General features: G+C 62.4%; 26 protein-coding genes, 1 tRNA gene and 1 pseudogene. 14 read left to right on the plus strand and 14 right to left on the minus strand.

Annotated elements, in window-relative coordinates:
- Positions 1–146: 146 nt before the first annotated feature.
- From NKH95_RS15300 to NKH95_RS15310, 3 genes are all read right to left on the minus strand, one after another.
- Entirely contained in the window at positions 147–1,580 is a 1,434-nt protein-coding gene (locus NKH95_RS15300; RefSeq protein WP_023809331.1) for an aldehyde dehydrogenase family protein, read from the minus strand.
- A gap of 159 nt (positions 1,581–1,739) precedes the next feature.
- Entirely contained in the window at positions 1,740–2,123 is a 384-nt protein-coding gene (locus tag NKH95_RS15305) for an ACT domain-containing protein (protein ID WP_023809332.1), read from the minus strand.
- Between the two features lie 15 nt (positions 2,124–2,138).
- Entirely contained in the window at positions 2,139–2,618 is a 480-nt protein-coding gene (locus NKH95_RS15310) for a GNAT family N-acetyltransferase (RefSeq protein ID WP_023809333.1), read from the minus strand.
- Positions 2,619–2,931: 313 nt separating this feature from the next.
- On the opposite strand from NKH95_RS15310, the pseudogene NKH95_RS15315 reads away from it, so the two are divergent.
- The 3 genes and pseudogenes from NKH95_RS15315 to NKH95_RS15325 form a co-directional block, all read left to right on the plus strand.
- Positions 2,932–3,048: pseudogene (locus NKH95_RS15315) on the plus strand (cation transporter); the annotation flags it as partial.
- Positions 3,049–3,442: 394 nt separating this feature from the next.
- The gene (locus NKH95_RS15320) at positions 3,443–3,820 is read left to right on the plus strand and encodes an ester cyclase (protein WP_023809335.1); all 378 of its coding nucleotides are present in this window, start codon (positions 3,443–3,445) and stop codon (positions 3,818–3,820) included.
- A 139-nt stretch (positions 3,821–3,959) separates the two neighbouring features.
- Positions 3,960–5,015 (plus strand): YeiH family protein, encoded by a 1,056-nt coding sequence (locus tag NKH95_RS15325; protein ID WP_023809336.1) that lies wholly within the window; start codon positions 3,960–3,962, stop codon positions 5,013–5,015.
- Positions 5,016–5,027: 12 nt separating this feature from the next.
- On the opposite strand, the gene msrC is transcribed toward NKH95_RS15325, so the two are convergent.
- The 3 genes from msrC to NKH95_RS15340 all read right to left on the minus strand — a co-directional run bounded on the left by msrC (position 5,028) and on the right by NKH95_RS15340 (position 7,803).
- Positions 5,028–5,525, minus strand: coding sequence for a free L-methionine (R)-S-oxide reductase MsrC (gene msrC / locus NKH95_RS15330; RefSeq protein WP_023809337.1), 498 nt, complete (start codon positions 5,523–5,525; stop codon positions 5,028–5,030).
- 256 nt (positions 5,526–5,781) lie between these two features.
- A complete protein-coding gene (gene groL, locus NKH95_RS15335; RefSeq protein ID WP_023809339.1) occupies positions 5,782–7,407 on the minus strand; it encodes a chaperonin GroEL in 1,626 nt (541 codons plus the stop codon).
- Between the two features lie 33 nt (positions 7,408–7,440).
- Positions 7,441–7,803 carry a co-chaperone GroES gene (locus NKH95_RS15340; protein ID WP_023809340.1) on the minus strand — a complete coding sequence of 121 codons (363 nt, stop codon included), beginning with the start codon at positions 7,801–7,803 and terminating at the stop codon, positions 7,441–7,443.
- A gap of 250 nt (positions 7,804–8,053) precedes the next feature.
- Between NKH95_RS15340 and NKH95_RS15345 the strand changes: the two genes are divergently transcribed.
- The gene (locus NKH95_RS15345) at positions 8,054–8,302 is read left to right on the plus strand and encodes a hypothetical protein (RefSeq protein WP_352891937.1); all 249 of its coding nucleotides are present in this window, start codon (positions 8,054–8,056) and stop codon (positions 8,300–8,302) included.
- Positions 8,299–8,565 carry a DUF1488 family protein gene (locus NKH95_RS15350; protein WP_023809341.1) on the plus strand — a complete coding sequence of 89 codons (267 nt, stop codon included), beginning with the start codon at positions 8,299–8,301 and terminating at the stop codon, positions 8,563–8,565. Before NKH95_RS15345 ends, NKH95_RS15350 begins: the two co-directional genes overlap by 4 nt.
- Before the next feature lie 28 nt (positions 8,566–8,593).
- On the opposite strand, the gene NKH95_RS15355 is transcribed toward NKH95_RS15350, so the two are convergent.
- The 3 genes from NKH95_RS15355 to NKH95_RS15365 all read right to left on the minus strand — a co-directional run bounded on the left by NKH95_RS15355 (position 8,594) and on the right by NKH95_RS15365 (position 9,260).
- Positions 8,594–8,785, minus strand: coding sequence for a hypothetical protein (locus NKH95_RS15355; RefSeq protein ID WP_024503908.1), 192 nt, complete (start codon positions 8,783–8,785; stop codon positions 8,594–8,596).
- Positions 8,786–8,790: 5 nt separating this feature from the next.
- On the minus strand, positions 8,791–8,994 hold the full coding sequence (locus tag NKH95_RS15360) for a hypothetical protein (protein ID WP_023809343.1): 204 nt from the start codon (positions 8,992–8,994) through the stop codon (positions 8,791–8,793).
- A 190-nt stretch (positions 8,995–9,184) separates the two neighbouring features.
- Positions 9,185–9,260, minus strand: a tRNA-Cys gene (locus tag NKH95_RS15365).
- A gap of 423 nt (positions 9,261–9,683) precedes the next feature.
- On the opposite strand from NKH95_RS15365, the gene NKH95_RS15370 reads away from it, so the two are divergent.
- The 5 genes from NKH95_RS15370 (at position 9,684) to NKH95_RS15390 (ending at position 15,998) form a co-directional block, all read left to right on the plus strand.
- On the plus strand, positions 9,684–10,727 hold the full coding sequence (locus tag NKH95_RS15370) for a LacI family DNA-binding transcriptional regulator (RefSeq protein ID WP_127414486.1): 1,044 nt from the start codon (positions 9,684–9,686) through the stop codon (positions 10,725–10,727).
- A 63-nt stretch (positions 10,728–10,790) separates the two neighbouring features.
- Positions 10,791–12,038, plus strand: a complete 1,248-nt coding sequence (locus tag NKH95_RS15375; RefSeq protein WP_352891941.1) for an ABC transporter substrate-binding protein — start codon at positions 10,791–10,793, stop codon at positions 12,036–12,038.
- A gap of 176 nt (positions 12,039–12,214) precedes the next feature.
- Positions 12,215–13,138, plus strand: coding sequence for a carbohydrate ABC transporter permease (locus NKH95_RS15380; RefSeq protein WP_352891943.1), 924 nt, complete (start codon positions 12,215–12,217; stop codon positions 13,136–13,138).
- Positions 13,138–13,995 (plus strand): carbohydrate ABC transporter permease, encoded by an 858-nt coding sequence (locus NKH95_RS15385; protein ID WP_352891944.1) that lies wholly within the window; start codon positions 13,138–13,140, stop codon positions 13,993–13,995. The genes NKH95_RS15380 and NKH95_RS15385 overlap by 1 nt, the downstream gene beginning before the upstream one ends.
- Before the next feature lie 23 nt (positions 13,996–14,018).
- Complete coding sequence (locus NKH95_RS15390) at positions 14,019–15,998, plus strand: glycoside hydrolase family 127 protein (protein WP_023809348.1); 1,980 nt, start codon at positions 14,019–14,021, stop codon at positions 15,996–15,998.
- Here the strand turns inward: NKH95_RS15390 and NKH95_RS15395 are convergent.
- Together NKH95_RS15395 and NKH95_RS15400 are read right to left on the minus strand one after the other, a co-directional pair.
- Complete coding sequence (locus tag NKH95_RS15395) at positions 15,985–17,136, minus strand: acyltransferase family protein (protein WP_352891945.1); 1,152 nt, start codon at positions 17,134–17,136, stop codon at positions 15,985–15,987. The two genes, NKH95_RS15390 and NKH95_RS15395, sit on opposite strands and share 14 nt — an antisense overlap.
- A 196-nt stretch (positions 17,137–17,332) precedes the next feature.
- Complete coding sequence (locus tag NKH95_RS15400; protein ID WP_352441773.1) at positions 17,333–18,061, minus strand: gamma-glutamylcyclotransferase; 729 nt, start codon at positions 18,059–18,061, stop codon at positions 17,333–17,335.
- A 117-nt stretch (positions 18,062–18,178) separates the two neighbouring features.
- Here NKH95_RS15400 and NKH95_RS15405 point away from each other — a divergent pair, with 117 nt between their 5' ends.
- Positions 18,179–18,871 carry a DUF2270 domain-containing protein gene (locus NKH95_RS15405; protein ID WP_023809351.1) on the plus strand — a complete coding sequence of 231 codons (693 nt, stop codon included), beginning with the start codon at positions 18,179–18,181 and terminating at the stop codon, positions 18,869–18,871.
- Between the two features lie 105 nt (positions 18,872–18,976).
- Here the strand turns inward: NKH95_RS15405 and NKH95_RS15410 are convergent, their stop codons facing one another.
- Entirely contained in the window at positions 18,977–19,120 is a 144-nt protein-coding gene (locus NKH95_RS15410; RefSeq protein ID WP_023809352.1) for a hypothetical protein, read from the minus strand.
- Between the two features lie 439 nt (positions 19,121–19,559).
- On the opposite strand from NKH95_RS15410, the gene NKH95_RS15415 reads away from it, so the two are divergent.
- The 3 genes from NKH95_RS15415 to NKH95_RS15425 all read left to right on the plus strand — a co-directional run bounded on the left by NKH95_RS15415 (position 19,560) and on the right by NKH95_RS15425 (position 21,832).
- A complete protein-coding gene (locus NKH95_RS15415) occupies positions 19,560–20,003 on the plus strand; it encodes an SRPBCC family protein (RefSeq protein ID WP_023809353.1) in 444 nt (147 codons plus the stop codon).
- A 163-nt stretch (positions 20,004–20,166) separates the two neighbouring features.
- Complete coding sequence (locus NKH95_RS15420; protein WP_352891946.1) at positions 20,167–21,315, plus strand: amidohydrolase; 1,149 nt, start codon at positions 20,167–20,169, stop codon at positions 21,313–21,315.
- A gap of 43 nt (positions 21,316–21,358) precedes the next feature.
- A complete protein-coding gene (locus tag NKH95_RS15425; protein WP_174800353.1) occupies positions 21,359–21,832 on the plus strand; it encodes a VOC family protein in 474 nt (157 codons plus the stop codon).
- Positions 21,833–21,852: 20 nt separating this feature from the next.
- Here the strand turns inward: NKH95_RS15425 and NKH95_RS15430 are convergent, their stop codons facing one another.
- Positions 21,853–22,854, minus strand: coding sequence for an NADP-dependent oxidoreductase (locus NKH95_RS15430; RefSeq protein WP_023809356.1), 1,002 nt, complete (start codon positions 22,852–22,854; stop codon positions 21,853–21,855).
- Between the two features lie 66 nt (positions 22,855–22,920).
- Positions 22,921–23,736 carry an oxidoreductase gene (locus tag NKH95_RS15435; protein ID WP_023809358.1) on the minus strand — a complete coding sequence of 272 codons (816 nt, stop codon included), beginning with the start codon at positions 23,734–23,736 and terminating at the stop codon, positions 22,921–22,923.
- Positions 23,737–23,795: the final 59 nt, after the last annotated feature.

Below are 23,795 nucleotides of genomic sequence, written 5' to 3' on the forward strand. Positions count from 1 at the left end.
ACTTTTTTTTTGCCAATTTCCAAATATATCCCCACCCCCTTGTTGTGGGCATCGGGGGGGGGGCCGGGGCGGGGGGGGGGGCCCCCCCCCCCCCGTTAGGGGGGGGGGAGGAACCCAAGTCCTGAAAGTCGCCGCCAGTACCCCGTCTACTCTGCCGCCTCATACCCTGCGATGCCCTTGATCTCGAGGAAATCCTCGAGCCCGTATTCGGCATATTCGCGGCCATTGCCCGACTGCTTGTAGCCGCCGAACGGCAGGCCGGCGTCCCACTGCGGATAATTGATGTAGACATTGCCGGTGCGCATGCGCGCCGCGACTTCGCGCGCCTTCTTCATGTCCTTGGCCTGGATGTAGGAGGCAAGGCCATAGACGGTGTCGTTGGCGGTCTCGACCACCTCGTCGACGCTGTCGTAGGGCATGATCGCCAGCACCGGCCCAAAGATCTCCTCGCGCGCGATGCGCATGTCGTGGGTGACGTCGGCGAACACCGTCGGCCTGACATAGTAGCCGCGGTTAAGCTCGGCCGGCCGGCCTGGGCCGCCCGCCACCAGCGTCGCACCTTCATCGATGCCGGCCTGGATCAGGTCCTGGATCTTGTCGAACTGGACCTGGCTGACGACCGGGCCAAGCTTGGTGCCGGCGGCGTCAGCGGGGCCGACGGTGAACTTTTCCGCCGCGGCCTTGGCATAGCCGGCCGCCTCTTCATGGCGGTCGCGCGGCACGAACATGCGCGTCGGCGCGTTGCAGGACTGGCCGCTGTTGCTGAAGCAGCCGGCGACGCCCTTGCTGACGGCGCTTGCGAGGTCGACATCCCCGAACAGGATGTTGGCCGACTTGCCGCCAAGCTCCTGATGCACGCGCTTGACCGTGTCGGCGGCGGCCTTGGCCACCAGGATGCCGGCACGGGTCGAGCCGGTGAACGACACCATGTCGATGTCGGGATGGCTGGACAGCGCCTGGCCGACGCCGGGACCGTCGCCATTGACGAGGTTGAAGACGCCCTTCGGCACGCCGGCCTCGTCCAGGATTTCGGCGAAGATGATGGCGTCGAGCGGCGCGATCTCGGAGGGCTTCAGCACCATCGTGCAGCCAGCAGCAAGCGCCGGACCGACCTTGCAGGTGATCTGGTTGAGCGGCCAGTTCCACGGCGTGATCAGCCCGACGACGCCGATCGGCTCCTTGACCACCAGATGGTTGCCCTTCACGTGGCGGAATTCGAAAGTCTTCAGCGTCTCGGCCATTTTGGTCAGATGCGCCAGCCCAATGCCGACCTGGCTGTCCAACGCCATCTGGCGCGGCGCGCCCATCTCGCGTGACACAGCGACGGCAAGATCGCCACTGCGCTTCTTGTAGACCGCGATGATGCGGTTCAGCAGGTCGAGCCGCTCACCAACCTCTGTAAAACCAAAGCTGTTGAAGGCGCGCTTGGCGGCAGCCACCGCCTTGTCGACATCGGCCTTGGAGCCTAGCGAAATCTGCGCAAAGGCGTCCTCATTCGAGGGATCTATGACGTCCAATGTGTTGGGCACAACAGGATCGACCCACGCGCCATCGATATAGAATTGCAGATTGTGTGACATGGTTTTCTCCTTGGCCGCATGGCCGCGCCGGGCCGTCATATCTGGCTGGAGATAACGATGCACAAACGCCGCTGTCAAACGCAACCCCCGAAGTCGTTGAGCCAGTGCGGCAGTGATTGAGCCAGAGCGGTTGGGCCAGCGAGTAGTGGTGAGGATGGACTACAGCAAGATATGCCCGGCCTCGACCAGAAACCGCCTCGCGGCGGCCTGATCCGTCGCTTTCACCAACAGATGGTCACCATCGAAAGTGGACACCAGGAAGATGCCCAACCCGTTTTCCGACAACGGCCTGATAACCGACAGCACGATACCGGTTTCATCGAAGGCAAACGGGCCCTCGAGTTTGAAGGCCACCCAGTCGATATCCTGCTTGACGGCATGCGGCACGCGGTCCTGCAAGCAAACGATCGAAAGCTCGTCGTCAGTCCTTGTGATGCTGACGAAGCCTGGCCCGTCCGCCCAACCGGGAATGATCTCGCCCGCCTCCAGCCGGGAAACCGCGTAAAGCCCTAGGAGTTGCTTAAGCCTGACCCTGGCAGCCATTATCGAACTCCTTCGTCAGATTGCCGGTAATCCCGCGAGCCTCTTGCTCATATAGACCGTCATGCCGCCCATGAACGGCTCTTCCCGATCGATGACATAGCCCTGCCTCTTGTAGAGCGACACATTCGCCTCGAAGGCGCCATTGGTCAGCAGGCGAAGCTCGGCACGTCCTGCTTCGATTGCCTTGCGCTCGGCCAGCTCCAGCAACAGCCGGCCAATCCCTCTCCCCTGCGCATCCGGTGCCACGCAGACATTCTCGATCCAGAGGTGATCTGCGGCCAGGATGGTTTCGATCATCCCGACAATGCCGCCATCCTCGACGGCGAGATCGAACGGATGCTCGGCAACAGCCTTGTCGTAGTCGGCGCGCATAGGCAGCGGCTCGCGGCCGATCACCGGCACCCATTTGACATAGGCGGCACGAACGATATCCCGGATCGCGGTGGCGTCAGCGGGCTCGGCGGGCCGAAGCCGGATAGAAGAATTGGTGGTCATCAAAGTGCTCCAGATATGAAAAACCCCGCCGGCGGTGTCGCGGGCGGGGCTGGAAACGAACGAACCGGATCTATCCTGCCGGTCTTTGTCGTCGCGCAATCAGTCTGCCGCTCCGCACTGTGCAGGTGCGGCGTCGCTTGGTGTTGGTGGGCGCGAGGACGAACATGGCGCCAAGCTGGAACATGATGCGTGGCGCTGTCAAGGCGGCTGCTCGATCGGTAATGTCTCATGTCATGGAATCGCTGCGGGCCTTGCGATAAACGGCAATTGATCGATGGACAAAATATGACCGGAACGCTGAACAAGGGTGCGGATGGTTGCCATCCTGAACCTGGCCTATTTCGGGATCGAGTTTGCCGTAGCCGTCTGGATCGGATCGGCATCGCTGTTCGCGGACAGCATCGATTTTCTGGAGGACGCATCCGACAATCACCGCCGCCGACGGCCGGCTTTCGCCGTCGAGATGCAGGGACGCGCGGCAAGCAACAATTACTGGGCCAGTTTCTCCCTCCCCGCGCAACACAGCCTGACCGCGCCTTCGGGAATCGTTGCCCCCGGCGGCCGGTGGCGGCGCAATGCCCGGCCAATGGAACACCCTCCATCCCCGTCGCCGATATCCACACAAATCCGGCGGACCCGGCCCGGCCTTGGCGGCGGACGGCGCGGACGGGAATCTATCAGCCGCATCTGGTGGACGACGACCAGCGGAGCAACGACCGCGGCATGTTCTAGGCGGCGCGCCGGCAGGCGATGTCGCATCTGGACTGCACCCGCAGTCGTTCTATCTTTTTGCTCGACCCAGACCAAGCACCGGAGCCATCGCCGTGACCGTTACCGACCTCTATCGAGGCTACATCGCCTGCCTCAACAATCAGGATTGGCAAAATCTGCATCGCTTCGTCCATGACGAGGTCCACTACAATGGCGACCGCGTCAGGCTGGCGGGGTACCGCGAAATGCTGGAGCGCGATTTTCGGGAGATCCCAGACCTCTATTTCGACATCCAACTGCAAATCGCCGAACCGCCGTTCATAGCCAGCCGGCTCCAGTTCAACTGCACGCCGAAGGGAACCTTCTTCGGCCTGCCCATCAACGGCCGGAAGATCTCCTTCAGTGAGAACGTCTTCTATGAATTCCTCGACGACACAATCAGGAACGTCTGGTCGGTGATCGACAAGGCGGCGATCGAAGCGCAGCTTTAATCCAGGTCGGCCAGAAGATGACGCACAGCCAATGCCCGACCGATCGTTCGTAAAAACCGATCATTATGACGAAAATAATTCGTTGGAAAGATTATTTGAGGAATGACATTCTCCCCGCGTACTCGCCTGGAGCATTGCATTGTCTTCCGTTTCCCACTTCGCGAACGATATTCCGAAAAGCGCTTTTCCTGCTGATCTGACACCAAGGCGGAAATCCCTCAACTGGAATGGCATCGTCCCCGGCGTCGTCCTTGTCACGATGATCACGGCTGTTGCCTTCTCGGCCCGCAATGTCTCCGGCGTCGCCTTGTTCAGCCCGATGATCCTGGCCGTCGTTGCCGGCATGATCCACTCCAACGTGCTCGGCACACCGGTGCACGCCAAAGCCGGTATCGCATTCTCGCAAAAGCGCCTGTTGCGCTTCGCCATCGTGCTGCTCGGCTTCCAGCTGACGCTGGGCCAAGTCGTCTCGATCGGCGCCGGCGGCGTCGGCATTGTCGCGGCCACGCTTGGTGCCACCTTCGTTTTCACCATCACGCTCGGTCGGCTGATCGGCGTCGACGCCAAGCTGGCGCAGCTGATCGCCGCCGGCACCTCGATCTGCGGCGCCTCGGCTATCGTCGCCACCAACATCGTCACCGATGCGCGCGACGAGGACGTCACCTACGCCGTCGCCTCGATCACCTTGTTCGGCACCGTCGCCATGCTCGGCTTCCCGCTCATGGCGCCCATGCTCGGCCTCGACCAGCACGCTTTCGGCCTGTGGGCAGGCGCCTCGATCCATGAAGTGGCGCAAGTCATCGGCGCCGGCTTCCAGAACGGCACCCAGTCCGGCGAGATCGCCACCGTCGCCAAGCTGACCCGCGTCGCCATGCTGGCGCCGATGGTCGTCGCGCTCGGCCTGATGGCGCGCCGCAGGAGCAGCAGTGAGGTGGCGGCGCGGCCGCCCATGCCGTGGTTCGTCGCCGCCTTCGTCGCCATCGTGGCGCTGAACAGCCTCGTCACCGTGCCGGCCGAGGTGAAATCGGCAATGGCGCTCGCCACCACCATCATGCTGACCATGGGGCTGGCCGCCATGGGCCTGCAGGCCGACATCTCGCAGTTGCGCTCACGCGGCCTGCGCCCCTTGGCGCTCGCCTTCTCGGCCTTCCTGTTCATCGGCTGCTTCAGCCTGCTGCTGGTGAAATTCGCCTAGTCTAAACCGGGCCTAGTCCTCGAACGAACTCGCCGCGGCATAGATCGCCGCCAGCGTCTCGATGCCGGCCTGGTCGGCCTTGTCGAAGCGGCCGGGCAGCGGGCTGTCGAGATCGAGCACGCCGAAGACGCCTTCATCGTCCTCGAGCAGCACCACCAGTTCCGAGCGCGAGTCGGCATCGCAGGCGATGTGGCCGGGAAAATCATGCACGTCCTTGATCAGCATCGAGGTGCCGAGTTCGACCGCCGTTCCGCACACGCCCTTGCCGACGGCGATGCGCATACAGGCCGGCTTGCCCTGGAACGGCCCGAGCACCATTTCCTCGTCCGACTGCAGGAAATAGAACCCGGCCCAGTTGAGGTCCGGCACCATCTGGAAGATGAGTGCTGCGGTGTTGGCGGCGTTGGCGATCGAATCGCGCTCGCCGTCGAGCAGCGCCTTAAGCTGAGTGGCGAGGTCGCGGTAGAACGCGGCCTTGTCTGAGGTGTCGATGGCCTTGGCCGCAAACATGAACGTGTCTCCGTATCGAGGATAGCTGTTCGTCCGATCGCTTGCCAAAGTCGGCGAGCTCCGCGACCAGACGGCCGCCCGCACAGTCTAGCGTGGATTGCGTCCCCTCCGAAAGCCGCAAGATCAGGGGTGCCTCCCGGCGCTGAGCCGGACGGCAAGGCAGCTATGCGTAAACTTTGCGATCATCTTGAGAATCATGACGGCCCCGATCGGGGCCGTCATTCACCTCTCAAAGAGATCGGACAAGTCCCGGGTTTTAGTAGCCGCCCATACCGCCGCCGCCCGCCGGGGCAGCGTCTTTCGGCGGGATGTCGGTGATCATCGCTTCGGCGGTGATCAGAAGGGCTGCGATCGAACCGGCATCCTGCAGTGCGGTGCGCACCACTTTCGCCGGATCGACGATGCCTGCCTTGATCATGTCGACATAGACCTCGTTCTGGGCGTCAAAACCCTGATTGTGGTCCTTGCTGTCGGTGAGCTTGCCGACGACGATCGAGCCTTCAACGCCGGAATTCTCGGCGATCTGGCGGATCGGCGCTTCGAGCGCCCGCAGCACGATCGTGATGCCGGCCGTGACATCGGCATTGGCGCCGGTCAGGCCGCCAAGCACCGAGCGGGCACGCAGCAGAGCCACGCCGCCGCCGGGCACGATGCCTTCTTCAACCGCCGCGCGGGTGGCGTTCAGCGCATCGTCGATGCGGTCCTTCTTTTCCTTGACTTCCGACTCGGTGACGCCGCCGACGCGGATGACGGCAACGCCGCCGGCGAGCTTGGCCAGTCGCTCCTGCAGCTTCTCCTTGTCGTAGTCGGAGGTCGTCTCTTCGATCTGGCCCTTGATCTGGGCGACACGCGCCTGGATCGTCGCCTTGGTGCCGGCACCGTCGATGATCGTGGTGGTGTCTTTCTCGATCAGCACACGCTTGGCGCGGCCGAGCATCTCGATGGTGACGTTTTCAAGCTTGATGCCGAGGTCCTCGGAGATCATCTGGCCTGATGTCAGCACGGCGATGTCTTCCAGCATCGCCTTGCGGCGATCGCCGAAGCCCGGCGCCTTGACGGCCGCGACCTTGAGGCCGCCGCGCAGCTTGTTGACGACCAGCGTCGCCAGAGCCTCGCCCTCGACGTCCTCGGAGATGATCAGCAGCGGCCTGCCGCTCTGCACCACCGCTTCGAGGATCGGCAGCATCGCCTGCAGATTGCCGAGCTTCTTCTCGTGGATGAGGATGTAGGGCTCTTCCAGCTCGACGCGCATCTTGTCGGCATTGGTGACGAAATAGGGCGAGAGATAGCCGCGGTCGAACTGCATGCCTTCGACGACGTCGAGTTCGGTCTCTGCGGTCTTGGCTTCCTCGACTGTGATGACGCCGTCATTGCCGACCTTGTCCATCGCCTTGGCGATCATCTCGCCGACGCTGGCATCGCCATTGGCGGCGATGGTGCCGACCTGTGCGATCTCGGCCGACGACTTGACCTTCTTGGCGCGCGCCTGGATTTCCTTGACCACGGCGGAAACCGCCTGGTCGATGCCGCGCTTCAAATCCATGGGGTTCATGCCGGCGGCGACCAGCTTGGCGCCTTCGCGCAGGATCGAGGCGGCCAGCACCGTGGCGGTGGTGGTGCCGTCACCGGCGAGGTCGTTGGTCTTCGAGGCCACTTCGCGCACCATCTGGGCGCCCATGTTCTCGAACTTGTCGGCAAGCTCGATTTCCTTGGCGACGGTGACGCCGTCCTTGGTGATGCGCGGCGCGCCATAGGCCTTGTCGATGATGACGTTGCGGCCCTTGGGGCCGAGCGTGACCTTCACCGCATTGGTGAGGATCTCGACGCCGCGCAGCATGCGGTCGCGCGCATCGGTGGAGAATTTGATTTCCTTGGCAGACATGATTTTTATCCAGTTCGTTCGGAGAAAATGAGGTCAGGCAGCTTTCTTGGCGGCCACGGTCTTGTCGGTTGCAGCCGTCTCGCCCTTGTCGATGATCCCGGTCTCGCTCTTGTCGATGACGCCCATGATGTCGGCTTCCTTCATGATCAGAAGGTCCTCGCCGTCGATCTTGACCTCGGTGCCCGACCATTTGCCGAACAGGATGAAGTCGCCGGCCTTGACGTCGAGCGGAACAAGCGCGCCGTTTTCGTCGCGTGCGCCAGGGCCGACGGCGATGACTTCGCCCTCTTGCGGCTTTTCCTTGGCAGTGTCGGGGATGATGATCCCGCCCTTGGATTTGATATCGCCTTCGGCGCGACGAATGACGACGCGGTCGTGGAGTGGCCGAAATTTCATGGGAACTTTCTTTCTGGGGCCGGCACAGGCGGCCACGCCCCTCCTCTATAGACGCGTTGGCACTCGATAGATAGGAGTGCCAAAAATTATTCGCGGACCACATTAAATATTCAAAAGTATTATTTCAGCTGGCCGTTTCGTGATATCCGCAGAATGTCAAATAATTCAAAAGATTGAATTTTGCCGATCGAGTGCCTATTTATCGGACAAGTTCACTTTCACGATTTCAGGCACAAGGGAGATTTCTTCGATGGCCGAAGGCAATCAGACGATCATGGAAAAAGCTGAAGCCCGCTTTGTCGACAAGCAGAAGAAGACAGCGGAGAAAAACAAGGCGACCGCCGAATATATGTCCGAGGCAAGAGCCAGGGAGATCAAGACGGCAAGGCTGAGGGAGCTTCGGCTGGCCAAGGAAGAGGCCGATCGTGTCGCCGAGGCCCTCAATCCGACGCCGAAGAAGAAGCGGGTAACCAAGAAAGCCACGGAGGCCAAGGCATGAGCCTCACCTTTCCCAACCGCAGCCGCAGCTATGACGAAGCGGGCCAGCGCATTCGTTTCGTTGGCCATGACGGCATGTTCCAGATCTCGTTTTCCGTCGCTGCCGACGCCATGGCCAAGATGCGGCCGGGCACTGCTGCCGATGAAGCCGGTTATCTCCAGACATTCGACACCGAGAGCAGCGCCATCCGCGAGGTGGCGTCGAAGGCCTATGACCGCACCCGCAAGAGCATGTATGTGCTGACGGCGGCCGATTTCGGCTGAAATGGCGGCGAGTTGGCGCTGACCGCGATCAGGTCTTGCGCTCGGCCCTTTCGCGGCGTTTGACGTCGCGGACATTCATCTGCACGACCATGTCCTCGGCCTCGCGCGGCCCCATCCCGACCATCACCTTTTGCCGGACAACCGCAGGCTGGCCGGTGAAGACATCGATGATGCTCCAGCTCTGGGGAAGCTCCATGCGCAGCGTGTAGCGGTTGGCCATGGCGGTCAGCCTTGCATCGTGAAAAACACGGCGCCCAGGATCAGCACCGTCCAGGCGACGACCGACAGTTTCAGCACCATGCCGCCATGCACGGCCAGAAGCTTCCGCAGGTGCGGCACACCTGCCGACGAGACCGGTGCCGCCGCCAAGGCGACAGGGGCCTTGAGGCCAAGTTTTCCAAAGACGGGCAGCAGCGACGGTTCACGCACGAAAGGCCTCGAATGTCAGGGAAAAGCGAAGCAACTACGCTCGCACCCCTTCCATAGCACTCTTTTCGCGAGCGCCTGCATGCCAAATTCAAGACAGGACTGCTTTGACGGCCAGTCCGTACTGCCTTCGCAACACACAATCTATTCGTGGGAATTGACTGCGCCCGGGGCAGATTGGGACGCCAAATTTTGGAGGCCTCGCCTCGGGATCGAACCGAGGCTTCAGAGATTTGCCGTCTCCAGCGTAGCCGCTCCGCCACGAGGCCATGGCTGTGAAGTAGCGGCCAAATATTTACGGAAAGGTTAATCCCGAGGGATTGTTCAGAATTTTCGGGGTCGAGTTTCAGAGCGTTCGCCAGCCAACCTTGCCGGGTCTCGCTTCCGGCGCAGAGTTGCGATCCTTCACGCCCCAAGCGGCAGCCCGCCCCGTCTCGACCGAGGGCCTCCAGCACTGCGACTGACGTTCTTCCCCTGAGCTACGCGCTTCCGAGGCTGCTTTTACCCCGCGTTGCACTTCGGAGGAGAGGAGCGGAGGCCAACCAACTTTTTCCCTTGAACAGCGATTCGATCTGGCTTAGCTTCATCTGAGAAAAGGTTTTCCCAAGCAATCGTCGTCGGGCTCGGCCACCTGCCGGGCCTTATCCGGCTCGGTAAGAGAAAACCTTTTCCCAACCAAGGATCTCGGCGCGATGCCATCGGACGATCTGCCTGTTCCGGTCTTTTCCAAGCCAGTCACCTTGCGTGACGTGGCCGCCCAGGCCGGAGTCAGCGTCGCCACCGCATCCAAGGCACTCAACGGCCAGGGCCGGATGACAGCCGAGACGCGCGAACGCATTCGCGAGACCGCCCGGCGGCTCGGTTTCCGGCCCAACAGCCTGGCGCAAAGCCTGCTCCGGCGCCGCAGCTTCACCGTCGGCCTGCTCACCAACGATACCTATGGCCGCTTCTCGCTGCCGTTGATGTCGGGCATTTCGGACGCGCTGGTCGACAATGGCGTCTCGGTGTTCCTGTGCAATGTCGAGGAGGATCCGCGGCTGGGCCAGATGCATGTCGACGCCATGCTCGACAAGCGCGTGGACGGCATCATCGCCACCGGCAAGCGCATCGATCGCCATCTGCCCGTCGACCTCTCCAATCTGCGCGTCCCGGTGATCTATGCCTTCACGCAGCCAGATCCCGACGCCGTCGCCTTCGTCTCGGACGATGTTGGCGGCGCCCGGCTGGCCGTCGAGCATTTCTGCCGGCTTGGCCGCAAGCGCATCGCCCACGTCACCGGGCCAGCGAGCTTTGCCGTGGTGCACGCGCGCGTCCAGGCTTACCGCGACGTGCTCGTCGAAAACGGCCTCCCGGTCAGCGAGCCGCTGCTCGGCTCCTGGTCGGAAGCCTGGGGTCACCAGGCGGTTGCGCAACTGTTCGACGGCAAAAGCGAAAGGCCGGACGCGGTCTTCTGCGGCAACGACCAGATCGCGCGCGGCGTCATCGATGCTCTGCGCGAACGCGGGCTCGACGTCCCCAGTGATGTCGGCGTCATCGGTTTCGACAATTGGGAGATCGTGGCCGAGGCGACGCGCCCGCCGCTGACCTCTGTCGACATGAACCTGGTCGCGCTCGGGCGCGAGGCCGGGTTGACCCTGCTTTCGCTGGTCGGCGGCAAGCCCGCCGCGCCAGGCATTCGAAAACTGCCGTGCCGGCTGGTGGTGCGGCAGTCATGCGGCCATCCGCCGGGTGGCTGAAAGCGAAGCGCCGCGCAATCGGCGCCGAGCCGCGGACCGCGGCCAACCTTGGAGGAGGAGAACATGAGGAACCTGATTGCCAAACTGACTCTGGCCGCTGCCGTTTTGGGTGGCGGTCTCGGCACTGCCGCCGCCGAGACGGCCAACATTTGGGTGCGCGCCGACGGCTCGAATTTCATGCCGAGGATCGTCGATGCCTACAACAAGGCGCACACCAACCAGATCAAGCTCGACATCATTCCCAATGCCGAGATCATCCCGAAATACGGTGCCGCGGCCGCCGGCGGCACGGCGCCCGACGCCCTGTCGCTCGACCTGATCTACACGCCGTCCTTCGCCGCAGCCGGCCAATTGGAGGACATCACCGACTGGGCAAAGTCCCTGCCCTATTTTGCCAGCCTGTCGCCGGCGCATGTGAAGACCGGCACCTACAAGGATCACATCTATGGCCTGCCCTTCTCCGCCGACGCCTCGGTGCTGATCTGGAACAAGAAGCTGTTCAAGCAGGCCGGCCTCGACCCCGAAAAAGGTCCGGCCAACTGGGCCGAGATCGCGGCCGATGCCGAGAAGGTCAATGCGCTCGGCGGCAACATCAAGGGCTTCTACTTCTCCGGCAATTGCGGCGGCTGCAACATCTTCACCTTCACACCGCTGATCTGGGCGTCTGGCGGCGACATCCTGAGCGAAGACGGCTCTAAAGCGACGCTGGACAGCCCGCAGCTGCGCGGCGCCATCGATCTCTACCGCTCGATGGTCAAGAAGGATCTGGTGCCGGCGGGCGCGCAGACCGATACCGGCGCCAACTTCTTTGCGGCATTTGCCGCCGGCAATATCGGCATCTCGCCGTCCGGCGCCTTCGCCATTGGCGCGCTCAACACCCAGTATCCCGATATCGACTACGGCGTCACCTTCCTGCCGGGCAAGGACAGCGGCTGGTCGTCCTTTGCCGGCGGCGACAATTTCGTCGTCACCAAGGGCACCACCAAACTGCCCGTGGTGAAGGAGTTCCTCGACTTCGCCTATTCGCTCGAAGGCCAGACAATCCTTGCCAAATACGGCAGCCTGCCGGTGCGCGGCGACATCGCCAAGGAGGCACTGAAGGACCTCGATCCACGCTATCAGATCGCCGCCGAGGCCATGGCCAAGGGCAAGACGCCCTATTCGGTGGTGTTCAACGACCTGATCAACTCCGCCAACGGGCCGTGGACGCAGATGATCAACGAGGTCTTCTTCGGCGACGATGTCGATGGCGCCATCGCCAATGCGCAGGAGACGATGCAGTCGATCATCGACCAGGCGCCGCAGAAGTAGCGCCAACCCCACCTCCCCCTCGAGGGGAGGTCGGACCGCAGGTCCGGGTGGGGTCGCCTCGGCAGTGCTCGACGTTCCTTTTTGGTCGGCGCGCTCCGCGGAGGACCCCACCCCCGGCCTACGGCCGGACCCTCCCCTCGAGGGGAGGGGGACGCAGCGCTAGCGGAAGAGCAGCCATGGCTATCATCACAGCAGCAACCACAGCGCCGCCCAGCGCCCGCAAACGCGCCAGCCGCCGGCAGTGGATCGGCCTGCTCTATGTCGCGCCGGCTGTCGCGCTGGTCGTCGTCTTCTTCCTGATCCCGCTCGGCATGACGGCGTGGATGTCGCTGCACAACTGGCCGCTGATGGGCGAGCACAGCTTTATCGGCCTCGGCAATTACGTCGCCATCCTGCGCGACACCAGGTTCTGGAACGCGCTGCGCTTCACCGCCTTCTACACGGTGATCGTCACCATCGCGATCTTCGTGGTGGCCTTTCCGCTGGCGCTGTTCGTCGAAAGGCCGCGGCCGCTGACCAATCTCTACCGCACCATGTTCTTCATGCCGGCGGTTGTCGGCTTCGCCTCGGCCAGCCTGCTCTGGTCATGGCTCTTGAACGTCGATTCCGGCCTGTTCAGCCCGGCCGCCTACGACCTTGGCCTGATCGATAGGAAATTCAACCTCTTGGCCACCTTCCAGCCAGCCTTCTGGTCGATCATCGCCATGGTCGTCTGGAAGGTCGCCGGCTTCACCGTGATTATCCTGATGGCCGGCCTGCAATCGATCCCGCAGGACCTGCAGGAGGCGGCCGTCATCGACGGTGCCGGGCCTTTCGCCAGGTTCAGGGCGATCACCTTGCCGCTGATGCGCCGCACGCTGGCGCTGGCGCTGATCCTGTCAGTCGCCGGCTCGATCCTCGCCTTCGACCAATTCTACATCATCCTGCGCGGCGGCCCGCGCAACCAGACGCTGACGGCGGTCTACTGGATCTTCAACCAGTCCTTCGTGTCGTTCAAGCTCGGCTATGGCGCGGCACTTTCCATGGTGCTGCTGGTTATCCTGGTGGCGCTCAGCCTCGTCCAGCTGTGGCTGCTGCGCAAACCCGAGGGGCTCGACTGATGGCGCAGGCCGCCTCTCGTAGCCGCCGGCTCCTGAGCCGCGTCGCAGAGCATTCGACCGGCATCATCGCCTCGGTGCTGTTTGCCGCGCCGATTGTTTGGGCGGTGCTGTCGGCGTTCAAGCCGGCGGCCGAAGCACGCCTGCCGCCGCTGCCGCCCTGGCCGACGTCGGGGTTCTCGCTGGAGAACTATGCCACGCTCAACAGCTTCGGTGACGGGCTGTGGGCTTCGGCGCAAAACAGCATCTATGTCTCGGTGATGACCGTCGTGCTCTCGGTCGCCGTCAGCGTGCTGGCCGGCTACGGTTTTTCGCGCTTCCGGTTTCCGTTCAAGAACCTGTTCTTCATCCTCATCCTGTCGACGATCATGATCCCGTTCCAGTCGATCCTGACGCCGATCTTCTTGGTGCTGACCAAGCTTGGCCTGCACAACACCCTGACCGGCCTGGTCGGCGTCTATGTGACGCTGCAACTGCCGTTCTCGATCTTCATGATGCGCAACGCCTTCGACGCCGTGCCGCGCGAAATCGAGGAGGCCGCCCGCATGGACGGTGCCAGCAATCTCACAATGCTTTTGAAGGTGATGCTGCCGCTGGTCTGGCCGGGCGTCGTCACCATCGCCCTGTTTGCCTTCCTCGGCGCCTGGAACGAATTCCTCGCCGCCCTCGTGCTGATGACCGACCAATCCAAGTTCACGCTGCCGGTGATGATGACCGCACTGCAGTCGGGCCGCTTCGGCGCCATCGACTGGGGCGCGGTGCAGGCTGGCGTCACCGTGATGATGGTGCCGTGCCTGATCCTGTTCCTGGCGCTGCAGCGCTTCTACATCCGCGGCCTGATGGCCGGGGCCGTCAAATAGACAGACCGAATGGAGTAAGTTTCATGACCGCATCGCCATCCGCAAAAACCGGAAAACCGAAGCTCGCCTTCCGCCCGCTGCCGGTGCCGCAGGTCGACGTGCACGGCTTCTGGGGCGACCGCGCCGACGCTGTCGCCACACGCACCGCCGACATCCTCTACGAGCGCTGCGTCGAGGCCCGCATGCTGGAGCAGATCGATCCGGACCGCCCCTCGCCCGGCATAGTCATCCCCTTTCACTCGCCCTCTCCCGACGAAGCCGATCGCCAGGGCGCGGAATTCACCGGATCGACGGTGACCACGCAGATGTTCTGGGATTCCGATCTCGGCAAGACGATCGAGACCGCGGCCTATTCGCTTTACCGGCGCAAGAACCCCGAACTGGAGAAGAAGATCGATGCCGTCATCGACATGTATGGCAAGCTGCAGCAGGAGGACGGCTATCTCTCGAGCTGGTATCAGCGCATCCAGCCCGGCAAGCGCTGGACCAATCTGCGCGACTGCCACGAGCTCTATTGCGCCGGCCACCTGATCGAGGGCGCGGTCGCCTATTACCAGGCGACGGGAAAACGCAAGCTGCTCGACATCATGTGCCGCTATGCCGACCATATCGCGTCGGTGCTCGGCCCCGAGCCCGGCAAGAAGAAGGGCTATTGCGGTCATGAGGAGATCGAGCTGGCACTGGTCAAGCTGGCGCGGGTGACCGGCGAGCGGAAATACATGGAGCTGGCCAAATACTTCATCGACCAGCGCGGGCAGCAGCCACATTATTTCGACGAGGAGGCCCGCGCCCGCGGCGCCGACCCGAAGGCCTATCATTTCAAGACCTATGAATACAGCCAGTCACACATCCCGGTGCGCGAACAGGACAAGGTCGTCGGCCATGCGGTCAGAGCGATGTACCTCTATTCGGGCATGGCCGACATCGCCACCGAATATGGCGACGACACGCTGCGGTCGACACTCGACCTTCTGTGGGACGATCTCACCACCAAGAGCCTCTATATCACTGGCGGACTGGGACCATCGGCGCACAATGAGGGGTTCACCAGCGACTACGACCTGCCCAACGAGAGCGCCTATGCCGAGACCTGTGCAGCGGTGGGCCTGGTGTTCTGGGCCAGCCGCATGCTTGGCATGGGGCCGAACGCGCGCTACGCCGACATGATGGAACGCGCCCTCTACAACGGTTCGATCTCGGGCCTGTCGCTCGACGGCTCGCTGTTTTTCTACGAGAATCCATTGGAAAGCCGGGGCAAGCACAACAGGTGGAAATGGCACCGCTGCCCGTGCTGCCCACCCAATATCGGGCGCATGGTCGCCTCGATCGGCAGCTATTTCTACAGCCTGGCCGACGATGCGTTGGCCATCCACCTCTATGGCGACTCGACCGCCCGTTTCGACATATCGGGCGTCCCGGTCAGCCTGACGCAGACGAGCAGGTATCCCTGGGACGGCGCCGTCGAGATCGCGCTCGAACCGCAGGCGCCGGTCGAATTCACCTTGCACCTGCGCATTCCCGCCTGGAGCGCCAGTGCCCAGTTGAAGGTGAACCGCGAAGCCATCAAGCTGGCTGAAATCACCAGCGACGGCTACGCCGCGATCAAGCGGACATGGAAAAAGGGCGACAATGTCCGGCTCGATCTCGAAATGCCGATCGAGCGGCTCTATGCCAACCCGCAGGTGCGCCAGGATGCGGGCCGCGTCGCGCTGTCGCGCGGTCCGCTGATTTATTGCGTCGAGGCATCAGACAATGACAGCCAGCCGCATCGCCTGACGCTGCCGCGGACGGCCACCATCGAAGCGCAGCACCGGCCGGAACTTCTCGGCGGTGTGGTGACGCTGTCGACCGCGGCACTTGCCGATGTCCCCGACGGCTGGCAGGACGGGCTCTACAGGCCCGAGCCGCCGACCACCGCCGAGACGCGCCTGACCGCCATTCCCTATTTCGCCTGGGACAACCGCGAGCCCGGCGAAATGCTGGTGTGGCTCAGGGACGGCTGAACGAGGTCGGTCTATGGGCGATGACCGATCCAAGCTCAGCCGCGGTCGATGCCGCAGTTTCGGGCTTTCGGTCCATATAGCGCAGACGCAGGCGCAGGAATGGCGCCTCGACGCAGGTGTAGCTGAGATAGCCGATCGGGATCGTCGCCACGAAGCACAATGCGGACCAGAGGCATGCGACGTAGAAATTGCTGATGCTCATGACATTCGTGTCTATGAACGCCGCCAATTGCATGACGAAGAACAGGTGCAGAAGATAGATCGAATAGCTGTAGGCCCCCGTCTTCTCCAGTATCCTGAACGGCGGGCTTGTTCGCTTTTTCGAAAAGCTCGTGTCGTAGTAGGCGATGCCGAATGAATAGGCTGCCGCCTCCAGGGTCGGCAGGATGATCCATATCCAATGAGGCGACGGATAGCGGCCCAGTTGGTAAAATCCGCCGGCTGCATCGAACCACCAGAAGAACCCCGAAAAAGCCATGAGAACGGCCAGCGCCAGCCAGTGTTGGTTCTTCGCGTGGGCACGCAGGTGGAAGGCAAGAATGCCGGCCAGGAACTGATCCGCATGGCCTATGATGGTTACGGACGCCGCCGACTGCACTTCGCCGATCTGCACATACAGGACGGACCTCAGCACAATGGCTGCCGCGATGAACAGCAAGGGCGCGAACACAAACCGCCTGGATGCCATCAGCAAGAACGGCAGCAACAGGTAGAAGTGCGCTTCGATCGTTACCGACCAGCCGCCATTCGGGAGGGTGGGAAAAAGAAACCCCAATCCGACGCCCGTGAAATACCCGTCGAGAGACTGGCCGGCCAGGTACCTGCGGCAAGCCTCGATACATATCACGACCAGGAGAAGTGGAAGCAGCCTGAGGGCCCTGTTGGCAAAGAAGGGCAGATAGCTGATCTGTTTTCCATCGAGCAGCTTGGCGAACAGGTACCCGGAAAGCGCCATGAACAGGGAAACGCCAGTATGCCCTTCATCCAGAACGCTGAAGAGGGGAAGAGCCGGCACGAAGTCATAAGGCACCGGGCCTTCAGGAGACGCATGAAGGAAATGCCAGGTAAAGACAAGAAAGGCCGCCAGGCCACGAACATGATCCAGCGCTGGATAATGCTCTCCGGTCGAGGATTTCATGATTTGCCCACGCGCACCGTTTCCTGCGCCGGTGTTCAGGTCATCGTTGGGCCAGAACAGTTTTCAATTCATTAAATCCTCACTGCGGAGACTTCCGAAATCAGAGATTTGCTTCGCAAGGTGCTGTGGCCTGCAAGCATCCGGGGCCAAACACGACTGAAGCGTGCCGCGTCTGAGCGCATCACTTCTGGGCGGATCACTTCTGGGCGACGGTCAGCCCGATCTCCACGGCCACCAGTTCCTGCAACGCCCAAAGATTGCGGTCGCGGATACCGCAGGCTTCGAGGTGGCGGATGGTCTCGAACAGATATTCCGCACCCGAGCCCCAATGACCGGCGGCTGTCACCAGCGTCGCCGCGATCGCCTGCTTGTCGAGCTTGCCGGCATAACGCGGATTGGCGGGATCGACGACGAAGCCAAGCGCGCGACATGGGCCGCCTTCGGTCCTGACCTGCAGCCAGCGCGGCACGTTGACGGCGGGCAGGATGGTCATTTCGCGGCGCAGCAGCGCTTCGAGGTTAGCCGCCACCGGCTCCGCGATCTCGAACACCATGCCCTGGCACTGGCCGCCGCGATCGAGCGCCATCATCAGGCCGGGCTGCTCGACCGTGCCGCGAAAACGCTGCACCGTGAAGCAGAACGAACGATGCCAGCCGCTGGCCACCGCGCGTTCTCCGCCCCTCACCTCGCCGGCGGGCTTCCACAACAGCGAGCCATAGGCAAATAGTTTCAGCGGCCCGGCCGGAGCGCCGGCCAGCACCTCGTCGCGGATGCGCGCATAGTCGGCATCGGTCATGTGAACCATGCCCGGCGTCGGCCCGGCATCCTCGACAGCACGCATGGTGCGCGCGATGAGATCCTCGGTCAGCGCCATCGGCGTGTTGCGCGGGACCCTCGATGATGCGGTGGAAATAGCCTTGCTCATCTTCGCGCTCCCAGCCCTACCGCCATGTTGCCGAAGGCTGAAGGATTCTCAAGGGCCGTGCAGCCGTCTTGGAACGATGTTGCCGGCAAACTGTTCTGTTCCTTGCCGGAGGATGCCATGAACGACGCGTCGGCAAAGCCCGCTGGCCCCGTCCTTTCATCGGCGGAGCGCGTCAACACGCTGTCCCATTTCCACCGCGCCGAGATCGCTCGCATGGCGGGATGGCGCGACCGGCTGGACAGGACAACCAACTGGGCAATCACGGTGGTGGCGGCGCTGCTTTCGGTATCGCTGTCGACGGCCAGTGCGCATCACGGCGTGCTGCTGTTCGCCATGCTGCTGATCCTGCTGTTGCTGTGGATCGAGGCGCGCCGCTATCGGTTCTTCGATTTCTATCGGGCGCGCGTACGCCAGTTCGAACGCCACTATTTCGCCCAGATCTTTTCCCCACAGCCCGACTTCGCCTCGGACTGGCTGCTCATCGTCGGCGAAGGCCTGCGCGCGCCGAAATTCCTGCTGTCGCAACGTGTCGCGCTGGCGCGCCGCCTGCGGCGAAATTATCTCTATCTCTTCCTGATCCTGCTACTGGCCTGGGTGCTGAAGATATCGACCCCCAGCCTTCAGTCCGCAGGTGTCAGGACCGGCTTTGTCGGCTCGCTTCGCGAGGCCGTAGACAGCGCCGCCCTTGGCCCGATTCCCGGTGTGGCGATCGTGGTCTTTGTGGCGGCTTTCTATGTCGGGCTGCTCGCCTTCGCCTTCTTCGCGGCCGGCGACGACGGCGAACTTTCCTTCGGCGACGTCCATGTTTGACGTTGATGTCCGGCGACACGCCGCTGCAATGTCAACGGCGCCCCGCGGCGTTGACATGGTTGGTCCGCCGGGACGTTTGGGGAACGGAAGACCCTGTCTTCGCGGCTAGATGCCGAAGAACTGCTTGCCAATCATGTAGCCCAGTGCCGCCACGACCAGCGGAAAAAGTGCCGGCGCGGCTTTGCCTAGAAGGGAGACCTGCTGGTCCTTCGCTGGCGTATGACGTGCATTGCCGAGATTCTTGGTCATTGCTTGCCTCAGGTTCGGAGGATTTATTAGCAAATGCTTATTAAAAGCATGGCCGCATTAACGGCCTGATAGGAAATCAACTCTGATCAGATGCAAATTCTAATGATCGGCACATGGACGGCAAAGACGCGCTGCCCTATTTAGCGCGTTCGAAGCATTGGCCGGGACGCGCGGCCGTTCGCGCCAATCGGCAAAACCGCGCCTGAACAACAAGATGGCTCAGGAACCCGATTTAGCAGGTGAACGCCAGCTCCAGAGCCGGTGCAGTTCGTCCGCCGCCTCGCCCGACAGGCGCGGGGTCGAACGGCATGCCTGTGGGTACGCAGGCCGTGCGCCTCAAAAAATTCGCAAACCCAAAAAATTCGCAAACCAATGTCGGACTGGCTAGCCTTCGTCCGTCCTTGGGGTATCGAACAGGCATTCATGAAAGGATCCAGCAATGCCCGGCACCGTACGTTTGCACCGCGTTCTGACGACCAGCCCGGAAAAGGTCTATCGCGCCTTCGTTGAAGCGGACGCGCTGGCCAAGTGGCTTCCGCCAAACGGCTTCACCTGCACGGTCCATAATTTCGAGGCAAAGGTCGGAGGCACGTTCAAGATGTCGTTCCGCAATTTCACCACCGGCGACAGCCACTCCTTCGGCGGCGAATATCTCGAACTCGTTCCGGGCGAGCGCCTGCTTTACACCGACAGGTTCGACGATCCCAACCTGCCCGGCGAGATACGAGTGACCGTGGTCTTGAAAAAAGTGTCGGTCGGCACTGAAATCGACATCACCCAGGCGGGCATTCCGGACGTCATTCCGGTCGAGGCCTGCTATCTCGGCTGGCAGGAGTCGCTCAGAAATCTGGCAAAGCTCGTCGAGCCCGAGATCAATCAATAGGCTGAGAGTGGCTGGGAGAACGGTCGTTTCTGGCCTGCCGAAGCCCGAAACTTGGACTGTGGCGGGAACTGCCCTTTATCGCTAGCAATTCAACATTGCGTTTGACACCCCCTGAGACTGGACGTGTCAATGAAATGAAGAGTGCAGCGGAGGCTGAAAAAGCATGACTTTGACCAATCGAGACATTGTCGAACTAACCGAATGGCGGCGCAAGCTGCATCAGCAACCGGAAATCTCGAATGAAGAGGAGAAGACCGCAAAAGAGGTCGTCGCCTTCCTCGCCGATACGGGGCCGGACAAGGTGCTGACACAGCTCGGCGGGCACGGCGTCGCGGCCATATATGACAGCGGCAAAGCGGGGCCGACGGTGCTGTTCCGTTCGGAACTCGATGCCTTGCCTATCGAAGAACTTTCAGGCGTGCCGCATTCGTCGCGCGTGCCGGGCAAGTCGCATATGTGCGGCCATGACGGACACACCGCGATCCTGGCATCCCTCGGCCGTCAGTTGGGGCGCGAGAGGCCTGCAAGCGGCCGCGTCGTGCTGATGTTCCAGCCGGCGGAGGAAACCGGCAATGGCGCGGCCGGCGTCGTCGCCGATCCGCGCTTCGGCGAGATCGTGCCGGATTTCGCTTTCTCATTGCACAACCTGCCCGGCGTGCCGTTCGGCGAGGTGCGGCTCAAAGCCGGCGTGGTCAACTGTGCATCACGCGGCATGCGCATCGTGCTGGAAGGCAAGACCGCCCATTCGTCCATGCCGGAGACCGGCATCTCGCCGATGCTGGCGATCAGTGAGCTGATGCCGGCGCTGCCGGCGCTCGGGCGCGGGACCTTCGCCGATGACGACTTCTCCATGCTGACGGTCACCCATGCCGCGATGGGCGAAGCCGTGTTCGGCATCGCGCCGGCTCACGCCGAGGTGTGGGCAACGCTGCGCACCCGGCGTGACGAGCGCATGGCAAACCTGTGCGCTGCTGCCGAAGCACTGGTCGCCAAGATCGCGGGCGAGCATCGCCTTTCCGTCCGCTGGGACTATCACGAGATCTTCGTCGCCAGCGTCAACGCGCCGGACGCGGTGGAGCATCTGCGGCGCGCGCTCGATGAAGAGGGCGTCGCGCACGGCGAAGAAGCCCTGCCGATGCGCGCCTCTGAAGATTTCGGCCTGTTCGGCCATAGTGCCAAGTCGGCGATGTTCTTCCTCGGTGCAGGCGAGCGGCACCCTGCCTTGCACAATCCCGACTATGACTTTCCCGACGACCTGATCCCGATCGGGTCAAGGATCTTCATGCGCACGGCACGTAATTTGCTGGGCTGACCTCCGCCAACTCTAACACCGAAAGGAACACGCAATGCCAACGATGCCAAAGAACACGATTTGCCTCTGGTTCGACAAGGACGCCGAGGCTGCGGCTCGCTTCTACGCGGAGACCTTTCCCGACACCAGGGTGGGCGCCGTTCACCGTGCGCCGAGCGACTTTCCGTCCGGCAAGAAAGGCGACGTGTTGACGGTCGAATTTACCGTTGCCGGCATTCCCTGCATCGGATTGAACGGCGGCTCCACATTCAAGCAGAGCGAGGCCTTCTCGTTCCAGATCGCCACCGACGATCAGCAGGAAACCGACCGCTACTGGAATGCCATCGTCGGCAATGGCGGCCAGGAGAGCGCGTGCGGCTGGTGCAAGGACAAATGGGGCGTGTCCTGGCAAATCACGCCGCGCACGTTGACCGAGGCCATGGCGGCCGGCGGCGAGGAAGCCAAACGCGCCTTTGATGCGATGATGGAGATGACGAAGATCGACGTCGCGGCGATCGATGCAGCCCGGCGCGGCTGACCTCGATCGCAGCTGAGTTGCTATCGGACCTTGATGACGACCTTGCCCTTGGCGCGTCCTGTTTCGACATAGGCCAGCGCCTCGTTGGCGGCTTCGAAGGGAAAGACCCGGTCGACAACCGGGCGGATCGCACCGGCTTCGATGAGCGATGCGATCTTGCTCAATTGCTCGCCCTGCGCCCACATGAAGAGAAACGAGAACGTCACGCCACGGCGCTTGGCTCTCGCTCGAATACCGCGGCTCAGCAGGCGAAGCACCAGCTTCAGCACCATGTTCAGTCCCTTTTCCCTGGCGAAGTCGGGATCCGGTGGGCCGGAGATGGAGATGAGCTTGCCTCCCGGTTTCAGCACATTCAGTGACTTTTCAAGTGTCTTTGTGTCCTGGCTGTTCAAGACGACGTCGTAGCCCGACAGCACTTTTTCGAAATCGTCTTTCTTGTAGTCGACGACGACATCGGCGCCGAGCCCCTTGACCAGACCGGCACTCGCCGCGCTGGCGGTGGTCGCAACGGTCGCGCCGAGATGCTTTGCCAGTTGGATGGCGAATGTCCCCACGCCGCCGGATCCGGCTTGAATGAAGACCTTCTGTCCCCTCTTCAGGTTGGCCCTTTCGATGAGCGCCTGCCAGGCGGTCAGGCCGACCAGCGGAATCGAGGCCGCCTCTTCCATGCTGAGGTTCCCGGGCTTCAGCGCCACATCCGCCTCATCCATGGCTATGAACTCGGCAAATGTCCCGATCCGGCCATCGCGCGGCCGCGCATAGACGTCGTCGCCGAGTTTGAACTTGCGGACTTTCGATCCCACGCGGACAACCCTCCCGGCCACGTCGTGACCCAGGATGAACGGTCGGCGATAGGGCAGGATCAGCTTGAACTCTCCGGTTTTGACCTTGGAATCCAGCAGGTTCACCGCCGCGGCGTGGACCTCGACAAGGACATCGCTGTCCCCGAGTTTCGGCTCCGGCATTTCGGCCAGCCGCAGCGTGCCGTTCTTACTATACTTGTCGACGACGAATGCCTTCATGGCAGTGACTTTCTGAGAGTATTTTTGGCTAGTCGCATGTGCGTGAAATCCTCTGCTCGCTGTCGTTCAGACCGGCAGGCGGAACTGTTTGCGCAGGCTCTTGTCGAATATCCCTGCGGGAGCAAAGCGACGCAGCAGGCTGACTTGGCGCGCTGCCTTGCCGGCGGTGTAGCGCCGTTGCGGACGGGCATCGGTCGCTGCTTTGACGACCACCTGCGCCACCACTTCGGGCCGATCGGCGACAGGCATCACATCGCGAAGCAGCGCTTCCAGCGTAGCTCGAGCCTGATCGTATTCCTGCAAAGGCGAATCCGGCTGGAGCCCGTTCTGGTCGAAGACAGTACGAACGAATGCCGGCTCGATGACCGAGACACGGATATTGAAGGCACGAACCTCATGGTCGAGCGATTCAGAATAGCCCTCGAGCGCGTGCTTGACTGCCGAATAATGCGCTGAATACGGCGCCGGCACCAGTCCCAGCACAGAGCCGATATTGACAATGCGCCCTTCGCCACGCCGCCGCATCGACGGCAGCACCGCATTGGTCACGCGGATGACGCCGAACAGATTGACGTCGAACAAGGCCTGCACCTGTGCAATCGAGAATTCCTCGGCGCCTCCAAGCTGGCCGACGCCGGCATTGTTGACCAAGAGGTCGATCCGGCCGGTTTGCGACAGCACCGTCGAAACGAGTGCGGCAACGGCTTCACCGTCGGTCACGTCGCAAACCAGCATGGTCACCCCGTCCGGGCCGTCGTCGGCCTTGCGCCGGCTGGTTCCGAAAACCGTGAACCCCGCCCTTGCCAGAGCCTCGGCACTGGCGCGGCCAATGCCCGAAGAGGCTCCCGTCACAACAGCGGTTTTTCCGGAATTCGCATTCATTTCGTGCTCCAAAATCATGAGGGCTAGCTTTTTTGCGCCCGTTGAATTACAGTCGTAAT

The organism is Mesorhizobium sp. M0848 (genome assembly GCF_040319805.1).
Classification (GTDB): Bacteria; Pseudomonadota; Alphaproteobacteria; order Rhizobiales; family Rhizobiaceae; genus Mesorhizobium.

Excerpts from the sequence above, each read along its gene's own strand:
- NKH95_RS15300 (WP_023809331.1), bottom strand. The coding sequence starts at position 1,580 with ATGTCACACAATCTGCAATTCTATATCGATGGCGCGTGGGTCGATCCT.
- NKH95_RS15305 (WP_023809332.1), bottom strand. The coding sequence starts at position 2,123 with ATGGCTGCCAGGGTCAGGCTTAAGCAACTCCTAGGGCTTTACGCGGTT.
- NKH95_RS15310 (WP_023809333.1), bottom strand. The coding sequence starts at position 2,618 with ATGACCACCAATTCTTCTATCCGGCTTCGGCCCGCCGAGCCCGCTGAC.
- msrC (WP_023809337.1), bottom strand. The coding sequence starts at position 5,525 with ATGTTTGCGGCCAAGGCCATCGACACCTCAGACAAGGCCGCGTTCTAC.
- groL (WP_023809339.1), bottom strand. The coding sequence starts at position 7,407 with ATGTCTGCCAAGGAAATCAAATTCTCCACCGATGCGCGCGACCGCATG.
- NKH95_RS15340 (WP_023809340.1), bottom strand. The coding sequence starts at position 7,803 with ATGAAATTTCGGCCACTCCACGACCGCGTCGTCATTCGTCGCGCCGAA.
- NKH95_RS15345 (WP_352891937.1), top strand. The coding sequence starts at position 8,054 with ATGGCCGAAGGCAATCAGACGATCATGGAAAAAGCTGAAGCCCGCTTT.
- NKH95_RS15350 (WP_023809341.1), top strand. The coding sequence starts at position 8,299 with ATGAGCCTCACCTTTCCCAACCGCAGCCGCAGCTATGACGAAGCGGGC.
- NKH95_RS15355 (WP_024503908.1), bottom strand. The coding sequence starts at position 8,785 with ATGGCCAACCGCTACACGCTGCGCATGGAGCTTCCCCAGAGCTGGAGC.
- NKH95_RS15370 (WP_127414486.1), top strand. The coding sequence starts at position 9,684 with ATGCCATCGGACGATCTGCCTGTTCCGGTCTTTTCCAAGCCAGTCACC.
- NKH95_RS15375 (WP_352891941.1), top strand. The coding sequence starts at position 10,791 with ATGAGGAACCTGATTGCCAAACTGACTCTGGCCGCTGCCGTTTTGGGT.
- NKH95_RS15380 (WP_352891943.1), top strand. The coding sequence starts at position 12,215 with ATGGCTATCATCACAGCAGCAACCACAGCGCCGCCCAGCGCCCGCAAA.
- NKH95_RS15385 (WP_352891944.1), top strand. The coding sequence starts at position 13,138 with ATGGCGCAGGCCGCCTCTCGTAGCCGCCGGCTCCTGAGCCGCGTCGCA.
- NKH95_RS15390 (WP_023809348.1), top strand. The coding sequence starts at position 14,019 with ATGACCGCATCGCCATCCGCAAAAACCGGAAAACCGAAGCTCGCCTTC.
- NKH95_RS15395 (WP_352891945.1), bottom strand. The coding sequence starts at position 17,136 with ATGAAATCCTCGACCGGAGAGCATTATCCAGCGCTGGATCATGTTCGT.
- NKH95_RS15400 (WP_352441773.1), bottom strand. The coding sequence starts at position 18,061 with ATGAGCAAGGCTATTTCCACCGCATCATCGAGGGTCCCGCGCAACACG.
- NKH95_RS15405 (WP_023809351.1), top strand. The coding sequence starts at position 18,179 with ATGAACGACGCGTCGGCAAAGCCCGCTGGCCCCGTCCTTTCATCGGCG.
- NKH95_RS15410 (WP_023809352.1), bottom strand. The coding sequence starts at position 19,120 with ATGACCAAGAATCTCGGCAATGCACGTCATACGCCAGCGAAGGACCAG.
- NKH95_RS15415 (WP_023809353.1), top strand. The coding sequence starts at position 19,560 with ATGCCCGGCACCGTACGTTTGCACCGCGTTCTGACGACCAGCCCGGAA.
- NKH95_RS15420 (WP_352891946.1), top strand. The coding sequence starts at position 20,167 with ATGACTTTGACCAATCGAGACATTGTCGAACTAACCGAATGGCGGCGC.
- NKH95_RS15425 (WP_174800353.1), top strand. The coding sequence starts at position 21,359 with ATGCCAAAGAACACGATTTGCCTCTGGTTCGACAAGGACGCCGAGGCT.
- NKH95_RS15430 (WP_023809356.1), bottom strand. The coding sequence starts at position 22,854 with ATGAAGGCATTCGTCGTCGACAAGTATAGTAAGAACGGCACGCTGCGG.
- NKH95_RS15435 (WP_023809358.1), bottom strand. The coding sequence starts at position 23,736 with ATGAATGCGAATTCCGGAAAAACCGCTGTTGTGACGGGAGCCTCTTCG.